The organism is Arthrobacter sp. TS-15 (assembly GCF_006964045.1).
In the GTDB taxonomy this organism is placed as follows: Bacteria; Actinomycetota; Actinomycetes; order Actinomycetales; family Micrococcaceae; genus Arthrobacter.
On record NZ_SDXQ01000062.1, the window covers coordinates 26,078 to 40,746 of the forward strand.

Annotated in this window: 10 protein-coding genes and 1 pseudogene; 7 read left to right on the top strand and 4 right to left on the bottom strand. The window is 63.6% G+C overall.

Going from position 1 to position 14,669, the window contains the following annotated elements; genetic code table 11:
- Positions 1–63: 63 nt before the first annotated feature.
- The gene (locus tag EU811_RS21535) at positions 64–822 is read right to left on the bottom strand and encodes a hypothetical protein (RefSeq protein ID WP_142940312.1); all 759 of its coding nucleotides are present in this window, start codon (positions 820–822) and stop codon (positions 64–66) included.
- A 467-nt stretch (positions 823–1,289) separates the two neighbouring features.
- Here EU811_RS21535 and EU811_RS23970 point away from each other — a divergent pair.
- Both EU811_RS23970 and EU811_RS21545 read left to right on the top strand, forming a co-directional pair.
- Positions 1,290–1,547, top strand: a pseudogene (locus tag EU811_RS23970) (ATP-binding protein); the annotation flags it as partial.
- Positions 1,548–2,628: 1,081 nt separating this feature from the next.
- A complete protein-coding gene (locus EU811_RS21545; RefSeq protein WP_142940313.1) occupies positions 2,629–3,003 on the top strand; it encodes a hypothetical protein in 375 nt (124 codons plus the stop codon).
- A 334-nt stretch (positions 3,004–3,337) separates the two neighbouring features.
- Here the strand turns inward: EU811_RS21545 and EU811_RS21550 are convergent, their stop codons facing one another.
- A complete protein-coding gene (locus EU811_RS21550) occupies positions 3,338–3,730 on the bottom strand; it encodes a MerR family transcriptional regulator (RefSeq protein ID WP_142940314.1) in 393 nt (130 codons plus the stop codon).
- A 176-nt stretch (positions 3,731–3,906) separates the two neighbouring features.
- Between EU811_RS21550 and EU811_RS21555 the strand changes: the two genes are divergently transcribed.
- Complete coding sequence (locus EU811_RS21555) at positions 3,907–5,430, top strand: SulP family inorganic anion transporter (RefSeq protein WP_142940315.1); 1,524 nt, start codon at positions 3,907–3,909, stop codon at positions 5,428–5,430.
- Positions 5,431–5,603: 173 nt separating this feature from the next.
- On the opposite strand, the gene EU811_RS21560 is transcribed toward EU811_RS21555, so the two are convergent.
- Both EU811_RS21560 and nhaA read right to left on the bottom strand, forming a co-directional pair.
- Positions 5,604–8,294, bottom strand: coding sequence for a cation-translocating P-type ATPase (locus EU811_RS21560; protein WP_142940316.1), 2,691 nt, complete (start codon positions 8,292–8,294; stop codon positions 5,604–5,606).
- Positions 8,291–9,643 carry a Na+/H+ antiporter NhaA gene (gene nhaA / locus EU811_RS21565; RefSeq protein WP_142940317.1) on the bottom strand — a complete coding sequence of 451 codons (1,353 nt, stop codon included), beginning with the start codon at positions 9,641–9,643 and terminating at the stop codon, positions 8,291–8,293. The genes EU811_RS21560 and nhaA overlap by 4 nt, the downstream gene beginning before the upstream one ends.
- A 322-nt stretch (positions 9,644–9,965) precedes the next feature.
- Between nhaA and EU811_RS21570 the strand changes: the two genes are divergently transcribed.
- From EU811_RS21570 to EU811_RS21585, 4 genes are all read left to right on the top strand, one after another.
- Positions 9,966–10,157 carry a hypothetical protein gene (locus tag EU811_RS21570; RefSeq protein ID WP_142940318.1) on the top strand — a complete coding sequence of 64 codons (192 nt, stop codon included), beginning with the start codon at positions 9,966–9,968 and terminating at the stop codon, positions 10,155–10,157.
- Between the two features lie 101 nt (positions 10,158–10,258).
- Complete coding sequence (locus tag EU811_RS21575; protein ID WP_160147682.1) at positions 10,259–11,539, top strand: glycosyltransferase; 1,281 nt, start codon at positions 10,259–10,261, stop codon at positions 11,537–11,539.
- 355 nt (positions 11,540–11,894) lie between these two features.
- Positions 11,895–12,848: an ABC transporter ATP-binding protein gene (locus tag EU811_RS21580; protein ID WP_142940320.1), complete on the top strand. Its 954-nt coding sequence runs from the start codon at positions 11,895–11,897 to the stop codon at positions 12,846–12,848.
- Entirely contained in the window at positions 12,848–14,467 is a 1,620-nt protein-coding gene (locus EU811_RS21585) for an ABC transporter permease (protein WP_142940321.1), read from the top strand. The genes EU811_RS21580 and EU811_RS21585 overlap by 1 nt, the downstream gene beginning before the upstream one ends.
- The last annotated feature ends 202 nt before the right edge of the window (positions 14,468–14,669 follow it).

Consider the following 14,669-nt stretch of genomic DNA (forward strand, 5'->3'; position numbering starts at 1 on the left):
GCGCAAGCAGCATTAATCCGATGCCGATTGTTTCCAATACCTGAAGTTTCGTTGGCATCACCATCAGCAGCCCGTTGTCCAACCGGAGGGCAGTTTGTAGTCGATGACGACGTAACCTTTTCGATCCATGTAGACGTGTCCGTTCGGGTCTGAGGAGGGCGCGTCGATATTGGCTGATCCAAAATCAACCTGACTGTAGGCTCCGGCGCCATAAGTGGCAGTAGCTACCGAGGTGACTGTACTGGTTCCTGTGAAGTTGTGAGTTGTCCCTGGTTGCACCTGAATGTCGAAAGGATATGCCATGCCAGCAGCTGTGTCGAAGGCATATCGTCGGACTTTTTCTACACCCGCAGTGCTCTCAGAGATATCGAAGAACCTAGTCATGAAGGACTGCGCCCCTACGGTCCAGCCGATGTCCTGCGTGAATCTTCCGTTGCTTCCGGAAGCAACGCCAAATCCGCTCACCCCGGCGTTTAGAGCAAACGTCCCCGAGAGCTGGGGTTCCGCCCATCCCTCAATGCGGGCAGGTGACGGCCACGATGGGCTCAGATAGATGGGCAGTGAGGACGTGCTAGTCGCGGACTGTGTCGTGGATTCGGCGTCAAAACCATCCCTGCCGGAGGTTGCGATTTCCCACCCGAAACTACGATAGGCCTTGCCGACTGCCCACGACTGACCTGATGCCGGACCCGCAGGGCTTGCCGAGGCATTGGGATAGTAGCTGCAGTAATTGTGGCTCCATCCATCATCGGCCATCACTCGCAACGACGGAGCATCAGCTTTGTTGCGCTGGGATCCGGGAGGCACGAGTTTCGGGGACACGATCTCACCAGGACTCAGAGTCCGCCGGGGAATGCTCGCGTTAGAGGCAGCCGCCGGAGATGGCCGACTGTTATCCAGCAGAGGTCGTGCTGCTTGTGCGGCCTCTGGCAGCTGAGTCGGTCGACCCGCTCCCGGCATCGCGGCCTGATCACTCTCCGTACTCTGCACGTAGTCGGCATACGTTCTCCCGGATGAGGGATCAGGATCCGCGTGTGCCGCAGGAGCCAAAATGACAATCAGGGGAAATATCGCAGCCATGCTGAGTACTCGCGTTTGTTTCAAGCGGTTTTTCAATGGGTGTCTCCTTCGACACGCCTGGATCTGCATGAACGAAGTCAGGCCTGAATCCCCTATTCGTCCCGGACAGGCTCAACATACAGGCTTCAAACGAAAATAAATCGAATTGATATCCAATTGTGACAATTTTGTCATATCCCCGCTGCTTCATGCGCTTGTCATTTTCAGGCGCCCGGAACGGCAGAGTAGATCTACTCGCATCGAAGAGCTTGGTTACATAGAATTAAACAAACGCGGCGCCGAACTCCTCTTCCAGGTCCTCACCGAAAGGGAAGAAAAAGCATCCGTGGCCATCGCAACCCGAACCCTTCTCCGGGTGGACGAAGACCTTCACTGACGCCCTCTGCCCAGCGACGGTGGACCGGCTCACCTTCAAAGGCAGCATCATCGAAGCCGGCACCGACTCCTACCGCCTCGCCCACACAAGAACCACCAATCCACCAGCGCGAGTGCGAGAGCGGACTCAAACCACGCTGCCTTCGCCTCCACAGCCTGTTTCAAGGTGGACCCCGATCAAGCTGCGATTTCCCACCAAAGTGGGCTCAAGTCAGATTGACAAAATCAACGCGCAGTGGCTCGGCTGTCACGGTTTCCAAAGCCTGGGCCTGGAAAGCGCCCTGCGCCTGGCCGAGAGCTGCCTGCTTTGTTTGTCAGGCTGCCGGCACGGTCCGGGACATGCGTTGGGGACGTGCCGAAGCTCTAAGCCGGTGACTGAAATTATCGGTAGCCGGAGGCGGATTCTTCGGCTACTGGGGCCACTGGTTCTGCAACCGCACGTGCCACAGGTGGCAGGCACACGTAAGTGATGTGGCCCATGCCCGCGTACTCGCATGTCCCAAATTCCTGTCACGGCAGACGTTTTGTCGGGAAAGGCACATGAGATGGCCATTACTGCGCCGTTGGGACCTGTAAATCTGAACCTTATGCTTGAGTCTTAGTCGTTAAAGAGTTCGAACATTCCTGCCATGGGTCTCGTCGCGGTACGGCCACTGTCGCTGGCCTTGGTACTTTTCGACAGCACTACGGTCGGCTGCCATCCGGACGGTCAAACGGATGCAAAGACTTCATTCGCGGAAATATGAGGGCCTCACGTGCTCCTTTCGCCAAAGGTACGTGACAGACCAGTTACTTGTCAGTAGAACTTTTTCTCCCGACGCAATTGCGCCGCATGATACACCAAGACCAGTTCCATGTTCCATACAGGCGTGAAAACCGACCGGAACCTGCAATAGATGCGCAATTTTCTCGTTTACTAACCGTCAGCACGGACCGCCACCAATCAACATTCTGTAAAGCCACAGTGCCGGCCATGTCAAAGCTCCTTAGGTAATGCTCTTTTGGCATAAGGGTTGCAAAACCGAGACCATCGCGCGCTGCCGACGGACGAGACCACTTCAAGAATGCGACCAACCGCCTAAACGCCGGATCACCGAATATCCACAATCCGCCCAGCCCTCGTCCAGCAGCCGTCCTGCTGATCACCACCGGGGCCCACCTTAAGAAGCTCCGATGCCCCGTAAAGAATGGCCCCATGGGCCCGTCGTTCTAGGGGTCGACTGGACCGTCTCAGAGCACCTGATCCGAACGGCCGCAGCCCTGGCCACGGGGTTGGGAAAGCACCTGATCTGCGCCTTCGTCGATCCGGCCAGCTACCTCACCGAATGGGCACCGGTAAACGAACGGGCAGCCTTATCCCTGGACCCCACAATCAACGAGGAAGGGGATTTCCCCTCCGGGCAGCTACAACAGAAATTGGAAGCTATTCTCGGCATGCCGGGGGAGACCTGGTCCTTCCGGGTACTCAATGGCGATGTCTCCAGGCTCTCAACTGCCTGGCCGACAATACCAACGCAGCATTGCTCGTGGTCGGTGCCGGGCGGCTAGGATCCATGGCCTGGCTGGGCAGGGTCATCGAAGGATCCGTTGCTGCGTTGCTGATCCACCAACAGCAACGGTCTGTCCTCATCGTCCCGGAGGACTGGTAGCCGGCAGAGGGAAATCATAGTGACCGGGAGTGTGCACTTCTGGCCGGAATACCGCTGACAAGGGCGTTCACGGCTAGGAGGAGATGGACTGGCCAGGTTCCTGCGTAGGCCAAGCCCGGCGCCGGCGCATCCTGGATTATCGCGCTGCAGTGTGCTCGCCCGGCATTTCACGGTGCTCCGTTGAACGACCCGAACAAACAACGCCTTGGATAATCCGAACCAGCACCGGACCGCTAAAAGCTCTGCTGGCCGCTGATCCTCTTGATGAACTCGTCGGCCTGTGCGAGATTGAGTGCCATCTTCGCCCTCTGATGTATTGCCTTCTCCAGATATTCGGAAAGCTTTTCGGAGCTGCTCCCCGCGGATTCCGGGCGTCCCTGCCCATTACCAAGAATGGTGAGAATGTCCGCCATTTCCTCCAGCGAGAAGCCCAGCGGCTTCATCTGCTTGATCACCATGAGGCGGTCGAAGTCTTCTTCTAAATAAACCCGGAAGCCGCCATCAGTGCGTGCTGTCGCAGGGAGTAGACCGACTTCGTCGTAGTGGCGGATGGTACGCAATGACAGGCCTGTCCGTTCTGCCAGTTCACCAATGTGCATGGTCGTGCTACCGGTTTTGCCTGTCATCAGGGATCTCCGTTCTTGTTAAGGTGTAACTCTACCATCACGTTAGGGTAGAGTTTCTCGTGAGCGGTGAGACCTTCAGTCGTAATTCCCCTCCTCCCGGCGCGATGCTGCGCCCCTTCATTCGTCGAAAAAGCGAAGACACCGTGGTGTTTTCCTGATCATGAACGGAGCCAGCAATGGCCGTCACATCCGCCGGGGAAGCCCCGGCCTACACACCCGAACAACTCCAATCGGTACGGGAAACCCTGAAGTCACCCCGTCGGCTCAAGACTGAAGTCCTCGCCGGGCTCGTGGTCGCACTGGCGCTGATCCCTGAAGCAATCGCCTTCTCGATCATCGCCGGGGTCGACCCGAGGCTTGGGCTGTTCGCGTCCTTCACGATGGCAGTAACGATCGCTTTTGTCGGCGGCCGACCGGCCATGATTTCCGCCGCCACGGGTGCGATCGCCCTGGTGATCGCACCGCTGGTTAAGTCCCACGGTGTGGACTACTTCATCGCCGCAGTGATCCTGGCCGGGATCTTCCAGATTATCCTGGGCGTCTCGGGGGTGGCCAAGCTGATGCGCTTCATCCCGCGCTCGGTGATGGTGGGCTTCGTCAATGCTCTTGCCATCCTGATTTTCATGTCCCAGGTCCCCGAACTGATCGGCGTTCCGTGGCTGGTTTATCCGCTGGTGGCCCTGGCTCTGGTGATCGTGTTCGGCCTGCGCAAGCTCACGAATGTCGTTCCAGCCCCGCTGGTGGCGATCGTGGTCCTCACCCTCATCACTGTCCTGGCTGCCGTCGTCGTTCCGACCGTGGGTGACAAGGGCGACCTGCCGGACTCATTGCCGTCGCTGTTTATCCCGAACGTGCCGTTCACCTTGACGACGCTGCAGGTCATTTTCCCATTCGCCCTCGCCATGGCGTTCGTGGGACTGCTGGAATCCCTGATGACCGCCAAGCTGGTCGACGATGTCACGGACACGCGCTCCCACAAGACCCGCGAAGCGTGGGGCCAGGGCGTCGCCAACATCGTCACCGGATTCACCGGCGGCATGGGCGGATGCGCGATGATCGGCCAGACCATGATCAACGTCAAAGCCTCCGGCGCCCGAACCCGAATCTCCACCTTCCTGGCCGGCGTCTTCCTGCTCATCCTCGTCGTCGCCCTCGGCGGCGTCGTCTCGGTCATCCCGATGGCCGCCCTCGTCGCGGTGATGATCTTCGTTTCCTGGGCCACCTTTGACTGGCACAGCATCCACCCCCGTACGCTAATGATGATGCCAAAGAGCGAAACCATGGTCATGGTCGCTACCGTCATCGTCACCGTCGTGACCCACAACCTCGCCATCGGCGTCGGTGTCGGAGTTCTCGTCGCCATGGTCCTCTTCGCCCGCAGGGTCGCGCACTTCGTCACCGTCGAACGGTCCGTCACCATCACGGACGGGCACGAAACCGCGATCTACGTGGTGAACGGCGAACTGTTCTTCGCGTCCTCCAACGATCTCTACACTCAGTTTGAATACGCTCTGGACCCTGATCACGTTGTTATCGACATGCATGCCTCCCACCTCTGGGACGCCTCGACGATTGCATCCTTGGACGCCATCACAGAGAAATACCGAAACCACGGCAAAGATGTGAAGATCATCGGCCTCAACGACGCCAGCAGGACAATGCGTGAACGACTTGGCGGGAAACTCGGTGCCGGCCACTGATGCCGGTTCGCTCTCGCCCACGGGACCTTCCGGGCAACCTGGAGGTGAGTCGTCGTTAAGGTCTCGTCACTTGCAAAGCGGTTGTGCCCCGGCCGGCCATTTGATTCCGGTCCTAACGGCTCGGAAGCGGATCATGCTTGCACTGGCACCACGAGGTCAGCTGAGCCGGCCGTTCATGCCGCCGGGGCGTCGTTGCGGTGTGCCCAGCGGCGGACGGCTTTTTCGGCCTCGACGATGATCAGGACGGTGGATCCCACGGCAGCGCAGAGGAGCCATTCCCATGCGGTCAGGGGGGTGAGTTCCAGCAGCCCTGCGGTCACGGGCCAGTTCATTACGGCCCAGTGCAGGCCGAGTGCGGCCAGCGAGGTGTAGAGGAGCGGTTTGTTGGCCAGCAGCTTGAGCTGGAAGAGGGATTTGTTTTCGGCCCGGGAGCTGAAGACCTGGAAGAAGCTGAGCATCACGAACATGGTCAGCGCGAGCGTCCGGGCGTGGATTTCGGGGTAGCCGTTGTGCAGTTCCACGATGAAGCTCAGGATCACGGCCAGGGCCATCCACGCGCCGGTGATGCCGGCCCGGAACCAGAGCGTGCGTGAGAGGATGCCCTCGGACGGCGGCCGGGGCGGGCGTGCGAGTTCATCGCCTTCCGCCGGTTCGAAGGCCAGAGCGATGTCCTGGACGCCGTTGGTCACCACGTTCATCCAGAGCATCTGCACGGGCAGGAACAGCAGCGGTGTGCCGGCGAAGACGCTGAGCGTGACGGCCACCAGTGCTGCTGCTCCGGTGGAGAGCAGGAAGTAGGTGGTTTTGCGGATGGCGGCGAAGGTGACTCTGCCTTGTTCCACGGCGTGGACGATGGTGACGAAGTTGTCGTCGGTCAGCACGACGTCGGCTGCTTCGCGGGCGACGTCTGTGCCGGATTTGCCCATGGCGACGCCGATCGCGGCGGCTTTGAGGGCGGGTGCGTCGTTGACTCCGTCGCCGGTGACGGCGACGACCTTACCGGCGGTCTGCAGGGCGTGTACGATCCTGAGTTTCTCCACCGGGGAGACCCGGGCCGCGACGGCGGTTTGTTCGAGGCGTGCGGCGAGCATGTGGTCATCGAGGTCCGCCATGTCGGCGCCGGTCAGGGCGGGTTTGTCCGTCGACAGTCCGAGCCGGCTTGCGATGGCCGTGGCGGTTACCGGGTGGTCTCCGGTGATCATCATGACGCTGATCCCGGCCCGCCGGCACTTCGCGATGGCCTCGGCCACCCCGGCCCGGGGCGGATCGGTCATGCCTTCCATGCCCAGGAAGGTGAGCCCGGCCGGCGCCGGCAGTGGTGCGGTGAACTTCTCCTCAGGGGCCAGAACCCGGGATCCGGTGGCGATGACCCGGAGGCCGTCCTGGCCCATCGCCTCGTTGGCTGCATGAACCAGCGCCCTGTCCAGCGGTCCCTCAGTGTCTGCGTGGGCAATGGCGACGGCTGCGTCCATCACCGCTTCGGGAGCCCCTTTGACGTACAGGATCCGCCGTCCGTCGGGATCTGCATGGACTGTCTGGGAGTACCTCAGGTGCGGTTCATAGGGCTGGTGGGCCAGGGGTTCCGCGGTGCGGTCCTGTTCGCTGATGGCGGCCCGGGCTACGGCGGTCTTGGCCATGGCCGCATCGACGGCGTCCCCGGAGTATTCCAGGTCCTCGTCCTCAGAGGAGAGCGTCGCCTCGTTGGTTAAGGCACCGGCCCGAAGCACGGCCCGGACCAGGGGCGCGTCCGCCGCGCCGCCGTGGTCGGCCGTGTCTGTTATGTCCAACAGCCCCGCAGTGGTCCAGATCCGTTCCACGGTAAGCCGGTTCTCGGTCAGCGTGCCTGTTTTGTCGGATCCGATGACGTTGGTGGAACCCAGGGTTTCGACGGCGGGCAGGGTACGGATGATGGCATTGCGTTTCGCCATCCGGGAGACACCGAGGCTGAGCGCCACCGTCAGCACTATCGGAAGTGATTCGGGGATGGTCGCCACCGCGAGTCCCACCGAGGTGCGGAACATGGTGGAGACGTCGTTGCCGAGCACCAGTCCGGCAATGAAGATGAAGACCAGTGCCGCCATGACGATCAGGCCGATGCGCCGTTCCAGGCTGTGGGTGAGCAGCTGCAGCGGTGATTTCCCGGGCGGACCCTGGACCAGGGCATTGATCTCACCCAACGCTGTTCCGGCGCCGGTCGCAATGACGATTCCCTTGCCCCGCCCGCTGCCCACGAACGTGCCGCTGAAGGCAATGTTTGCCCGGTCCGCGGCGCCGGTATCGGCAGGAACCGGCGCAGAGTGTTTGGTGGCCGCGAACGGTTCGCCGGTCAACAGGGACTCATCCAGTTGCAGGCCGTTGGTTTCGAAGAGGCGAAGATCGGCCGGGACCCGTTCCCCGCTTTCCAGGAGCACCACATCACCGGGGACGAGGCCGCTGCCGGGGACCACCTGTTCGACGCCGTCCCGGAGCGCCCGGCAGGACGGGGTGGAGAGCGATTGGAGCGCCCGGACGTCCGCCTCTGCCTTGCGCTCCTGGACAAACCCCAGGGCTGCGTTGATGCACAGGATGAGGAAGATGGCGCCGGAGTCCACCCAGTGCTGCTGGATGAAGGTCACGACGGCGGCCGCCAGCAGGATTCCGATCAGCGGGCTGGTGAACTGCCGCAGCAGGACCCGCCACCACGGGGTGGCTCCGGCGACGCTCAACTCGTTGGGACCGTATTCGGCCAGCCGGCGGGACGCCAGGGCGGTGCTGAGCCCGCCGGGCCCGGAGGACAATGCGGCAAATACGTGCTCTGGACCCAGGGCGTGCCACGGCACGGGTTCCGCCATCTTGGTGTTGGTGCCGGTGGACTGGGAGGTCATGGCCGGGAGGACTCACCGGGTTCGTAGACGTCGGGGATCCCGTCGTGGTCCGAATCGACCAGCTCAGCTTCGTGGGCCAGCCGGTAGTGCTTGTTCCTGGTCCGCAGGAGGACGACGGCCAGCAGAGCTGCCAGGACGGAGGCTGTAAGAATTCCGACCTTCGCGGCGTCATCGTGCACGTTTCCGTGGCCGAAGCTCAATTCCGCGACCAGCAGGGACACTGTGAAGCCGATCCCGGCCAGGAGGGACACTCCCATCACGTCAATCCATTTGAAGCTGCTGTCCAGTTGGGCTTTGGAGACCTTGGTCAGCAGCCAGGTGGTTCCGAGGATGCCCGCCGGCTTGCCGAGGACCAGTGCCAGGATGATGCCGACGGCCACCGGGTCCGCTAGCGCCGAGATCAGGCCCTGCCAGCCGCCGACGGCCACGCCGGCTGAGAAGAAGGCGAAGATCGGGACGGCAACGCCGGCGGAAATGGGCCGGAACCTGTGCTCAAAGACCTCCGCAAGCCCGGGACCTGCTTGAGGGCCGCCGCTTGCCTTGGAGCGGAGTACCGGGACGGCAAATCCCAGCAGGACCCCGGCCACCGTGGCATGGATTCCGGAGGCATGCACCAGGGCCCACACCACGGTCCCAAGCGGCAGCAGGATCAGCCACGCGGCCGGGGCGTTCATCTTGAAGAACCGCCGGTATTTCTGTGCCAGGAATGTGTAGAGGGCCAGCGGTACCAGTGCCCACAGCAGGGGTCCGGCCTGGATGTCGCTCGAGTAGAAGAAAGCAATGATGCTGATCGCGATGAGATCATCCACCACTGCGAGGGTGAGGAGGAAGATCCGCAGGGCGCTGGGCAGGTGCGAGCCGATGATGGCCAGGACGGCGACGGCGAAGGCGATGTCGGTGGCCGTGGGGATGGCCCACCCACGGATCGTCTCGGGGCTGGTGAGGTTGATCGCCGCGTAGATCAGCGCGGGAACAATTACGCCGCCTACGGCGGCGGTGACGGGAACGATCGATTTGTTGAGTTGGCGCAGGTCCCCGGCCACGAATTCCCGTTTGAGTTCCAGGCCGACGAGGAAGAAGAAGATTGCCAGGAGCCCGTCCGCAGCCCAAGCGCCAAGGCTCAGTTCAAGGTGCCACGGCTCGTAACCGATCTTGAGGTCCCTGAGGGCGAAGTAACTCTCGGATGCCGGAGAGTTGGCCCAGATGAGTGCGATGACGGCTGCTGCTACCAGGAGCACGCCGCCGACGGTTTCCTTGCGCAGGATCTCGGCGATGCGCAGTGACTCTGCGTAGCTGCCCCGCCCAAGAATGGTGAACCGCGGCGGAGGGGAGGGAAGATTATGGCCCATGAAAGAGTCCTAAAAGTTGAGTCGACAAACATACTGCCGACCAGACTTCCCGGCTCACCTCTCTCCAGTCTACGGGCCGTCGATACTCGGGCACATTGACGCCGCCGGTTCAGTGTTGATAATCCCGCGAGAGGTTTGTGGTCGGGTGTGTTGCGCAAACACCGAATCGAAGAGGAACCGCTGGTCTTCCGGCCCGGTTCGGGTGCTTGTATGCTGTGGATCGGAGAGCCGGGAAGCCTGGTCGGCCCGTAGGCAATGCCTGCGGAACGCCCCCGGCGACCGCCTCGGGTGTTCGCGTAATGACCTGAGGAGCGGACGGCTCATGAACACGAAAACGCAACCCGTCATCGAAGCTCGGGGTCTGGTGAAGGACTTTGGCCGGACCCGAGCATTAGATGGTCTCAGTCTGACCGTGGCGCCCGGAGATGTGCATGGATTCCTGGGTCCCAAGGGTGCCGGCAAAATCCGCCACATTGAGGGCCGGATTAGGGCGCGCGCCCCTGTCCGGCACTAGCAGCTGAGGGTGTGACGTCCCAAGTGGTGTGCCGGAAAGCCTGGTGGGCGGTAATGTCGCCCCGCTTGGGCGGCCAAGGAGTCCATCTAGAGGAGCCTGCCATGCATGTCATGATCATGTCGTTCGGGACCCGTGGAGACATTCAGCCCTACGCCGCCCTCGCCGGTGCGCTTGCCCGCACGGGGCATGATGTCACCCTCGCTGTTCCTGAAGGGTTCGCGGAGTTGGTGCCACAGGCCGGTCCCGGGACGATTACCCACAAGCCCGCGGGCTCGACGATGCTGCGCCTTGTTCAGGAGGTCATGCCCGAGCTGAGCGGTCCCCGGGATGCATTGCGGACACTGGGGGTCATGAGCTCCGCGATGCGCGAGCTGAACGCGGAATGCTGGGCCGCGGCGCAGGCGGTGCATCCGGACGTCGTTGTACACCACCCAAAATGTCTTGCCGGGCCGCACATCGCCGAGGCGCTGGGGGTTCCCGGCGTGCTTTCCCTGCCGTTGCCGTTCTTTACCCCGACGCGTGCGCACGCCATGCCGTTTTTCGGCGGGGCCTCGTTCGGGGCGTTGGGAAACCGCGCCTCCTACGGGTTCCGCCGGATGAGTGGGGCAATATACGGCGGCATGATTAACGCCTTCCGACGCGAGGCCGGCCTGGGTCGCATCCGGCGTCTCGCCGATCCGCTCAGGAATCCGGACGGCAGTCCGGTCCACGTCCTGTATCCGTACAGCAGGCACGTTGTGCCTGTCCCCGAGGACTACCCGCCTTCGGCCCACGTCACCGGCTACTGGTTTCTGGATCACAACGAGGACGATGACTACGATCCGCCCGCGCAGCTGGTGGACTTCCTCGCCGCGGGCGAGCCTCCTGTCTACATCGGTTTCGGCTCCATGGGCTTCGGCAAGGGAGCGAACGAGCGCCGGAACACCGTCCTGGCCGCGCTGCGGGTTCATGGCCTACGCGGAATCGTCGCGACCGGGTGGGGCGGCATCGCCCCCGGCGAGGCCGGGACCGACGATGTCCTGGTCATGGAGGGCGCGCCCCACGAATGGCTCTTCCCGCGTGTCGCTGCAGTCGTACATCACGGTGGGGCGGGTTCGACGGCAGCTGGCATACGGGCCGGTCGGCCGACACTGGTCGTGCCGTTCCTTGGGGACCAGCCATTTTGGGGCGCGCGGGTCCATGCGCTCGGTATTGGACCTGCCCCGCTACCGGCCAGGCAACTCCGCGACGGCCTGACCGACCGTCTGGGCGACCTCGTCCACACCGGCTCTTACGCCTCCCGTGCCGAACAGGTGGGAGCCGCAGTCCGCGCCGAAAACGGTCTCGCCGCCGGCGTACAGGTCCTGGAGGAAATCACTGGTGTTACTCCCGATGACGGTTGACCAACCCATAAAAGCCATCTGTCCGGCGGCCACACCGGGTCCCGTCGTAACCATGCGGGACCGGTGGCGGCTCTATCGCTCTACCCCGGAATCCTGCGGGCGGCCGCCCAGATTGGCATTGCCCGTGGGCAGGCGACTTCGAAATGACACCCACAGGGGTCCGACGCAGCACCATGGCCCGCGCCAAGGACAGGCTGCTGGCCCCTGACAGCGGCCTCTTCCGCCCCTTCCATGCCGCTTGTAGTATGTGCACTGGAGAGCCGGGAAGCCTGGTCGGCCCACATGCGGAAACGCCTGCGGCATGCCATGGCAACCGCCTTGGCATGATAGCTGCGACCAAGGAACGGGCCCCGTCATGCAGTCAGACTCATCTCCGGTCATCAACACCTCCCGCCTCGCCAAGAACTTTGGACGGACGGCCGCGCTTGCCGGCCTGGATTTGTCCGTCCTGCCGGGCGAAGTCCACGGCTTTCTGGGGCCCAACGGCGCAGGGAAATCCACCACCCTCCGTATCCTCCTGGGACTGATCCGCCCCACGTCGGGAACGGCCCGTGTGTTCGGCATCGACCCCTGGGCTGAGCCGGTGCGGGCACACCGCGATGTTGCCTACGTCCCCGGGGACGTGACGCTCTGGCCCAACCTGACCGGCGGCGAGGTCATCGACCTGCTCACCGGGCTGCGCGGCGGCGCGGACGAGAACCTGCGACGGCAGCTCATTGACGAGTTCGACTTCGATCCCCGGAAAAAATCGCGGACGTACTCCAAGGGCAACCGTCAGAAGGCCGCCCTCATCGCGGCCTTTTCGCGCCCCGCGAGACTTTACCTGCTGGATGAACCGAATTCGGGCCTGGACCCGGTCATGGATGCCGTCTTCCGCCGTCATGTCCGCCGGGTCACCGCGGACGGGGCTACGGTGCTGCTGTCCAGCCACATCCTGGCCGAGGTGGAACAACTCTGTGACAGGGTAACCATCATCCGGTCCGGCGTGGCCGTGGAATCCGGGACCCTGGCCGAACTCCGGCACCTCACCCGCACCCGCTTCCGGGTCACGTCGGCGGCCACACCTGAAGTGCTGGCCACGTGGCGCGGCGTTCACGACCTCCGTCTTGACGGGACTTCTGTGGAGTTCGACGCCGACGCAGCAGACCTGGGCTACGTCCTGGATGCTTTGGCTAGGGCAGGCGTCACGGGCATCACGGCTGCGCCGCCTTCCCTGGAGGAGCTGTTCATGCGCCACTACGGCGTGCAGGACGCGGGGCAAGCCGCCGGTCAAACGGACCACAAGAGCCAGAACAGCCAGGTGCTGTGATGCGCGCCGTCTTCCGGCTGGTCCTGCTGCAGGCACGCAGGGACCGCGGAACCCTGCCCGCCTGGATCCTGGGCATCGCAGGTCTTGGCTACGCGGCCGCCACCGCCGTCACCACACAGTTTGGCGAGGACACCGAACGGGCCGCCCTGATTTCGGTGGCTGCGGCCAGTCCGGCGTTCCTGTTCCTCCGGGGCCTGCCCGACGGCATCAGTTCCGGAGCTGTCACCTTCTTCCAGGGGTTTTCGTTCACGGCGGTGCTGGCCGGGTTGATGAGCGCATTCCTGGTGGTCCGGCACACCCGCGCGGATGAGGACCAGGGCCGGTTCGAGCTGCTCGGTTCCACCCAGGTCACCCGGGTGACGTCCCTGTACGCAACCCTGCTCCTCGGCACCTGCGCAAACGTGGTCCTTGCCTTGGCCGTTGCCGCCGGATTCATCGGTGCCGGCCTGCCGGTCCAGGGATCATTCCTGGCGGGGTCAGCTGTTGGCGGGGTGGGCCTGTTCTTCCTGGCGGCCGCCGCGCTGGTGGCACAGGTGACGCCCTCCGCCCGGAGCGCGAACGGGACAGCCGCGGCGCTGGTGGGCGGCGCCTACCTGATCCGCGGTGCCGGCGACGCACTCGGCATAGCCGACCCATCGCTGCTGCACGTCACCGCGGCCTGGCCCTCACTGTTCTCACCCATCGGCTGGGGCCAACGCATCCGGCCCTTCACCGAGACGGAGACGCTGCCGTTGCTGCTGCTGGGGGCAGTTGCCGCCGTCCTGGCGGGCGTTGCCGTGGTGCTGCGCAACAGCAGGGATTTGGGCACCAGCTACATCGCTGCGGATGAAACCGGCCCGGAACGGGCGGGCTCCGGCCTGGCATCGATGCTGGGCCTGGCATGGCGGCTGCAGCGTGGAAGCCTGGCCAGCTGGTGCGTCACCACCGCTGCGCTGGGGGCCGTGGCCGGGGGTCTGGGCCCGGTGGTCCGCGACGCACTTGAAGGAAACCCGTCCGTAGCGGAACTGATGAACCGCATCGTTCCCGGCGACGCCGGCCTGGTTGACCTGTTTACCACCGCCATGCTGGGCATCGCCGGAATCCTGGCCGCTGCGGCCGGGATCGAGGCGGTGCTGCGGCTCCGGGCGGAAGAAGCGGAAGGCCGGGCCGAACTGCTGCTGTCCGTGCCGGCGTCGCGGTTCCGCTGGCTGGGCAGCACCCTCGCCGTCGCAGCAATCACGACGACGGCAGTTGCCGTGTCCGCCGGAGCCTCGGCCGCCCTCGTGCTCACCCTGGGGCAGGCAGGGGGCAGCAGCCCCGGCACCGTGTTTGCCGCCGCCCTGGCACATATCCCGGCAGCGCTCGTCTTCCCTGCCCTGACAGTGCTGGTGTTCGCACTCGCCCCCCGCTGGAGCAGCACCGCGGGCTGGAGCGCCTTGGCCGCCGCGCTGGTCCTGGGGCAATTCGGGGAGCTACTCAGCCTCCCCATCTGGCTTCAGGACCTCAGCCCCTTCCGGCATTCCTCAGCCATGCCAGTTGAAGCCTTCCATCTGGAGGGTGCCCTGCTGATGACGGCAGTGGCCATTGCCATGGCATTTGCAGCCAGCCGCCTGATCCGGAAACGGGACCTGAGGGTCTAAGTACGCCACTCGATTGAAGAGGCACGGCGCTACCCCTGCGGGGCCGCGAATCCGTCGCGTAACCCTTTGGAAAACGAGACGTCGCCCCGACTGAACAAAAGCAATGGGGACTTGCGCTAGGGGATCGGTCTACGGGGCGCCTCAGTCAGACGACAGCGGCTCAGTCCACTCATTTGCTGGCAGCTTTTCTCGCAGCAATGCG

Excerpts from the sequence above, each read along its gene's own strand:
- EU811_RS21545 (WP_142940313.1), top strand. The coding sequence starts at position 2,629 with ATGCCCCGTAAAGAATGGCCCCATGGGCCCGTCGTTCTAGGGGTCGAC.
- EU811_RS21550 (WP_142940314.1), bottom strand. The coding sequence starts at position 3,730 with ATGACAGGCAAAACCGGTAGCACGACCATGCACATTGGTGAACTGGCA.
- EU811_RS21555 (WP_142940315.1), top strand. The coding sequence starts at position 3,907 with ATGGCCGTCACATCCGCCGGGGAAGCCCCGGCCTACACACCCGAACAA.
- EU811_RS21560 (WP_142940316.1), bottom strand. The coding sequence starts at position 8,294 with ATGACCTCCCAGTCCACCGGCACCAACACCAAGATGGCGGAACCCGTG.
- nhaA (WP_142940317.1), bottom strand. The coding sequence starts at position 9,643 with ATGGGCCATAATCTTCCCTCCCCTCCGCCGCGGTTCACCATTCTTGGG.
- EU811_RS21570 (WP_142940318.1), top strand. The coding sequence starts at position 9,966 with ATGAACACGAAAACGCAACCCGTCATCGAAGCTCGGGGTCTGGTGAAG.
- EU811_RS21575 (WP_160147682.1), top strand. The coding sequence starts at position 10,259 with ATGCATGTCATGATCATGTCGTTCGGGACCCGTGGAGACATTCAGCCC.
- EU811_RS21580 (WP_142940320.1), top strand. The coding sequence starts at position 11,895 with ATGCAGTCAGACTCATCTCCGGTCATCAACACCTCCCGCCTCGCCAAG.
- EU811_RS21585 (WP_142940321.1), top strand. The coding sequence starts at position 12,848 with ATGCGCGCCGTCTTCCGGCTGGTCCTGCTGCAGGCACGCAGGGACCGC.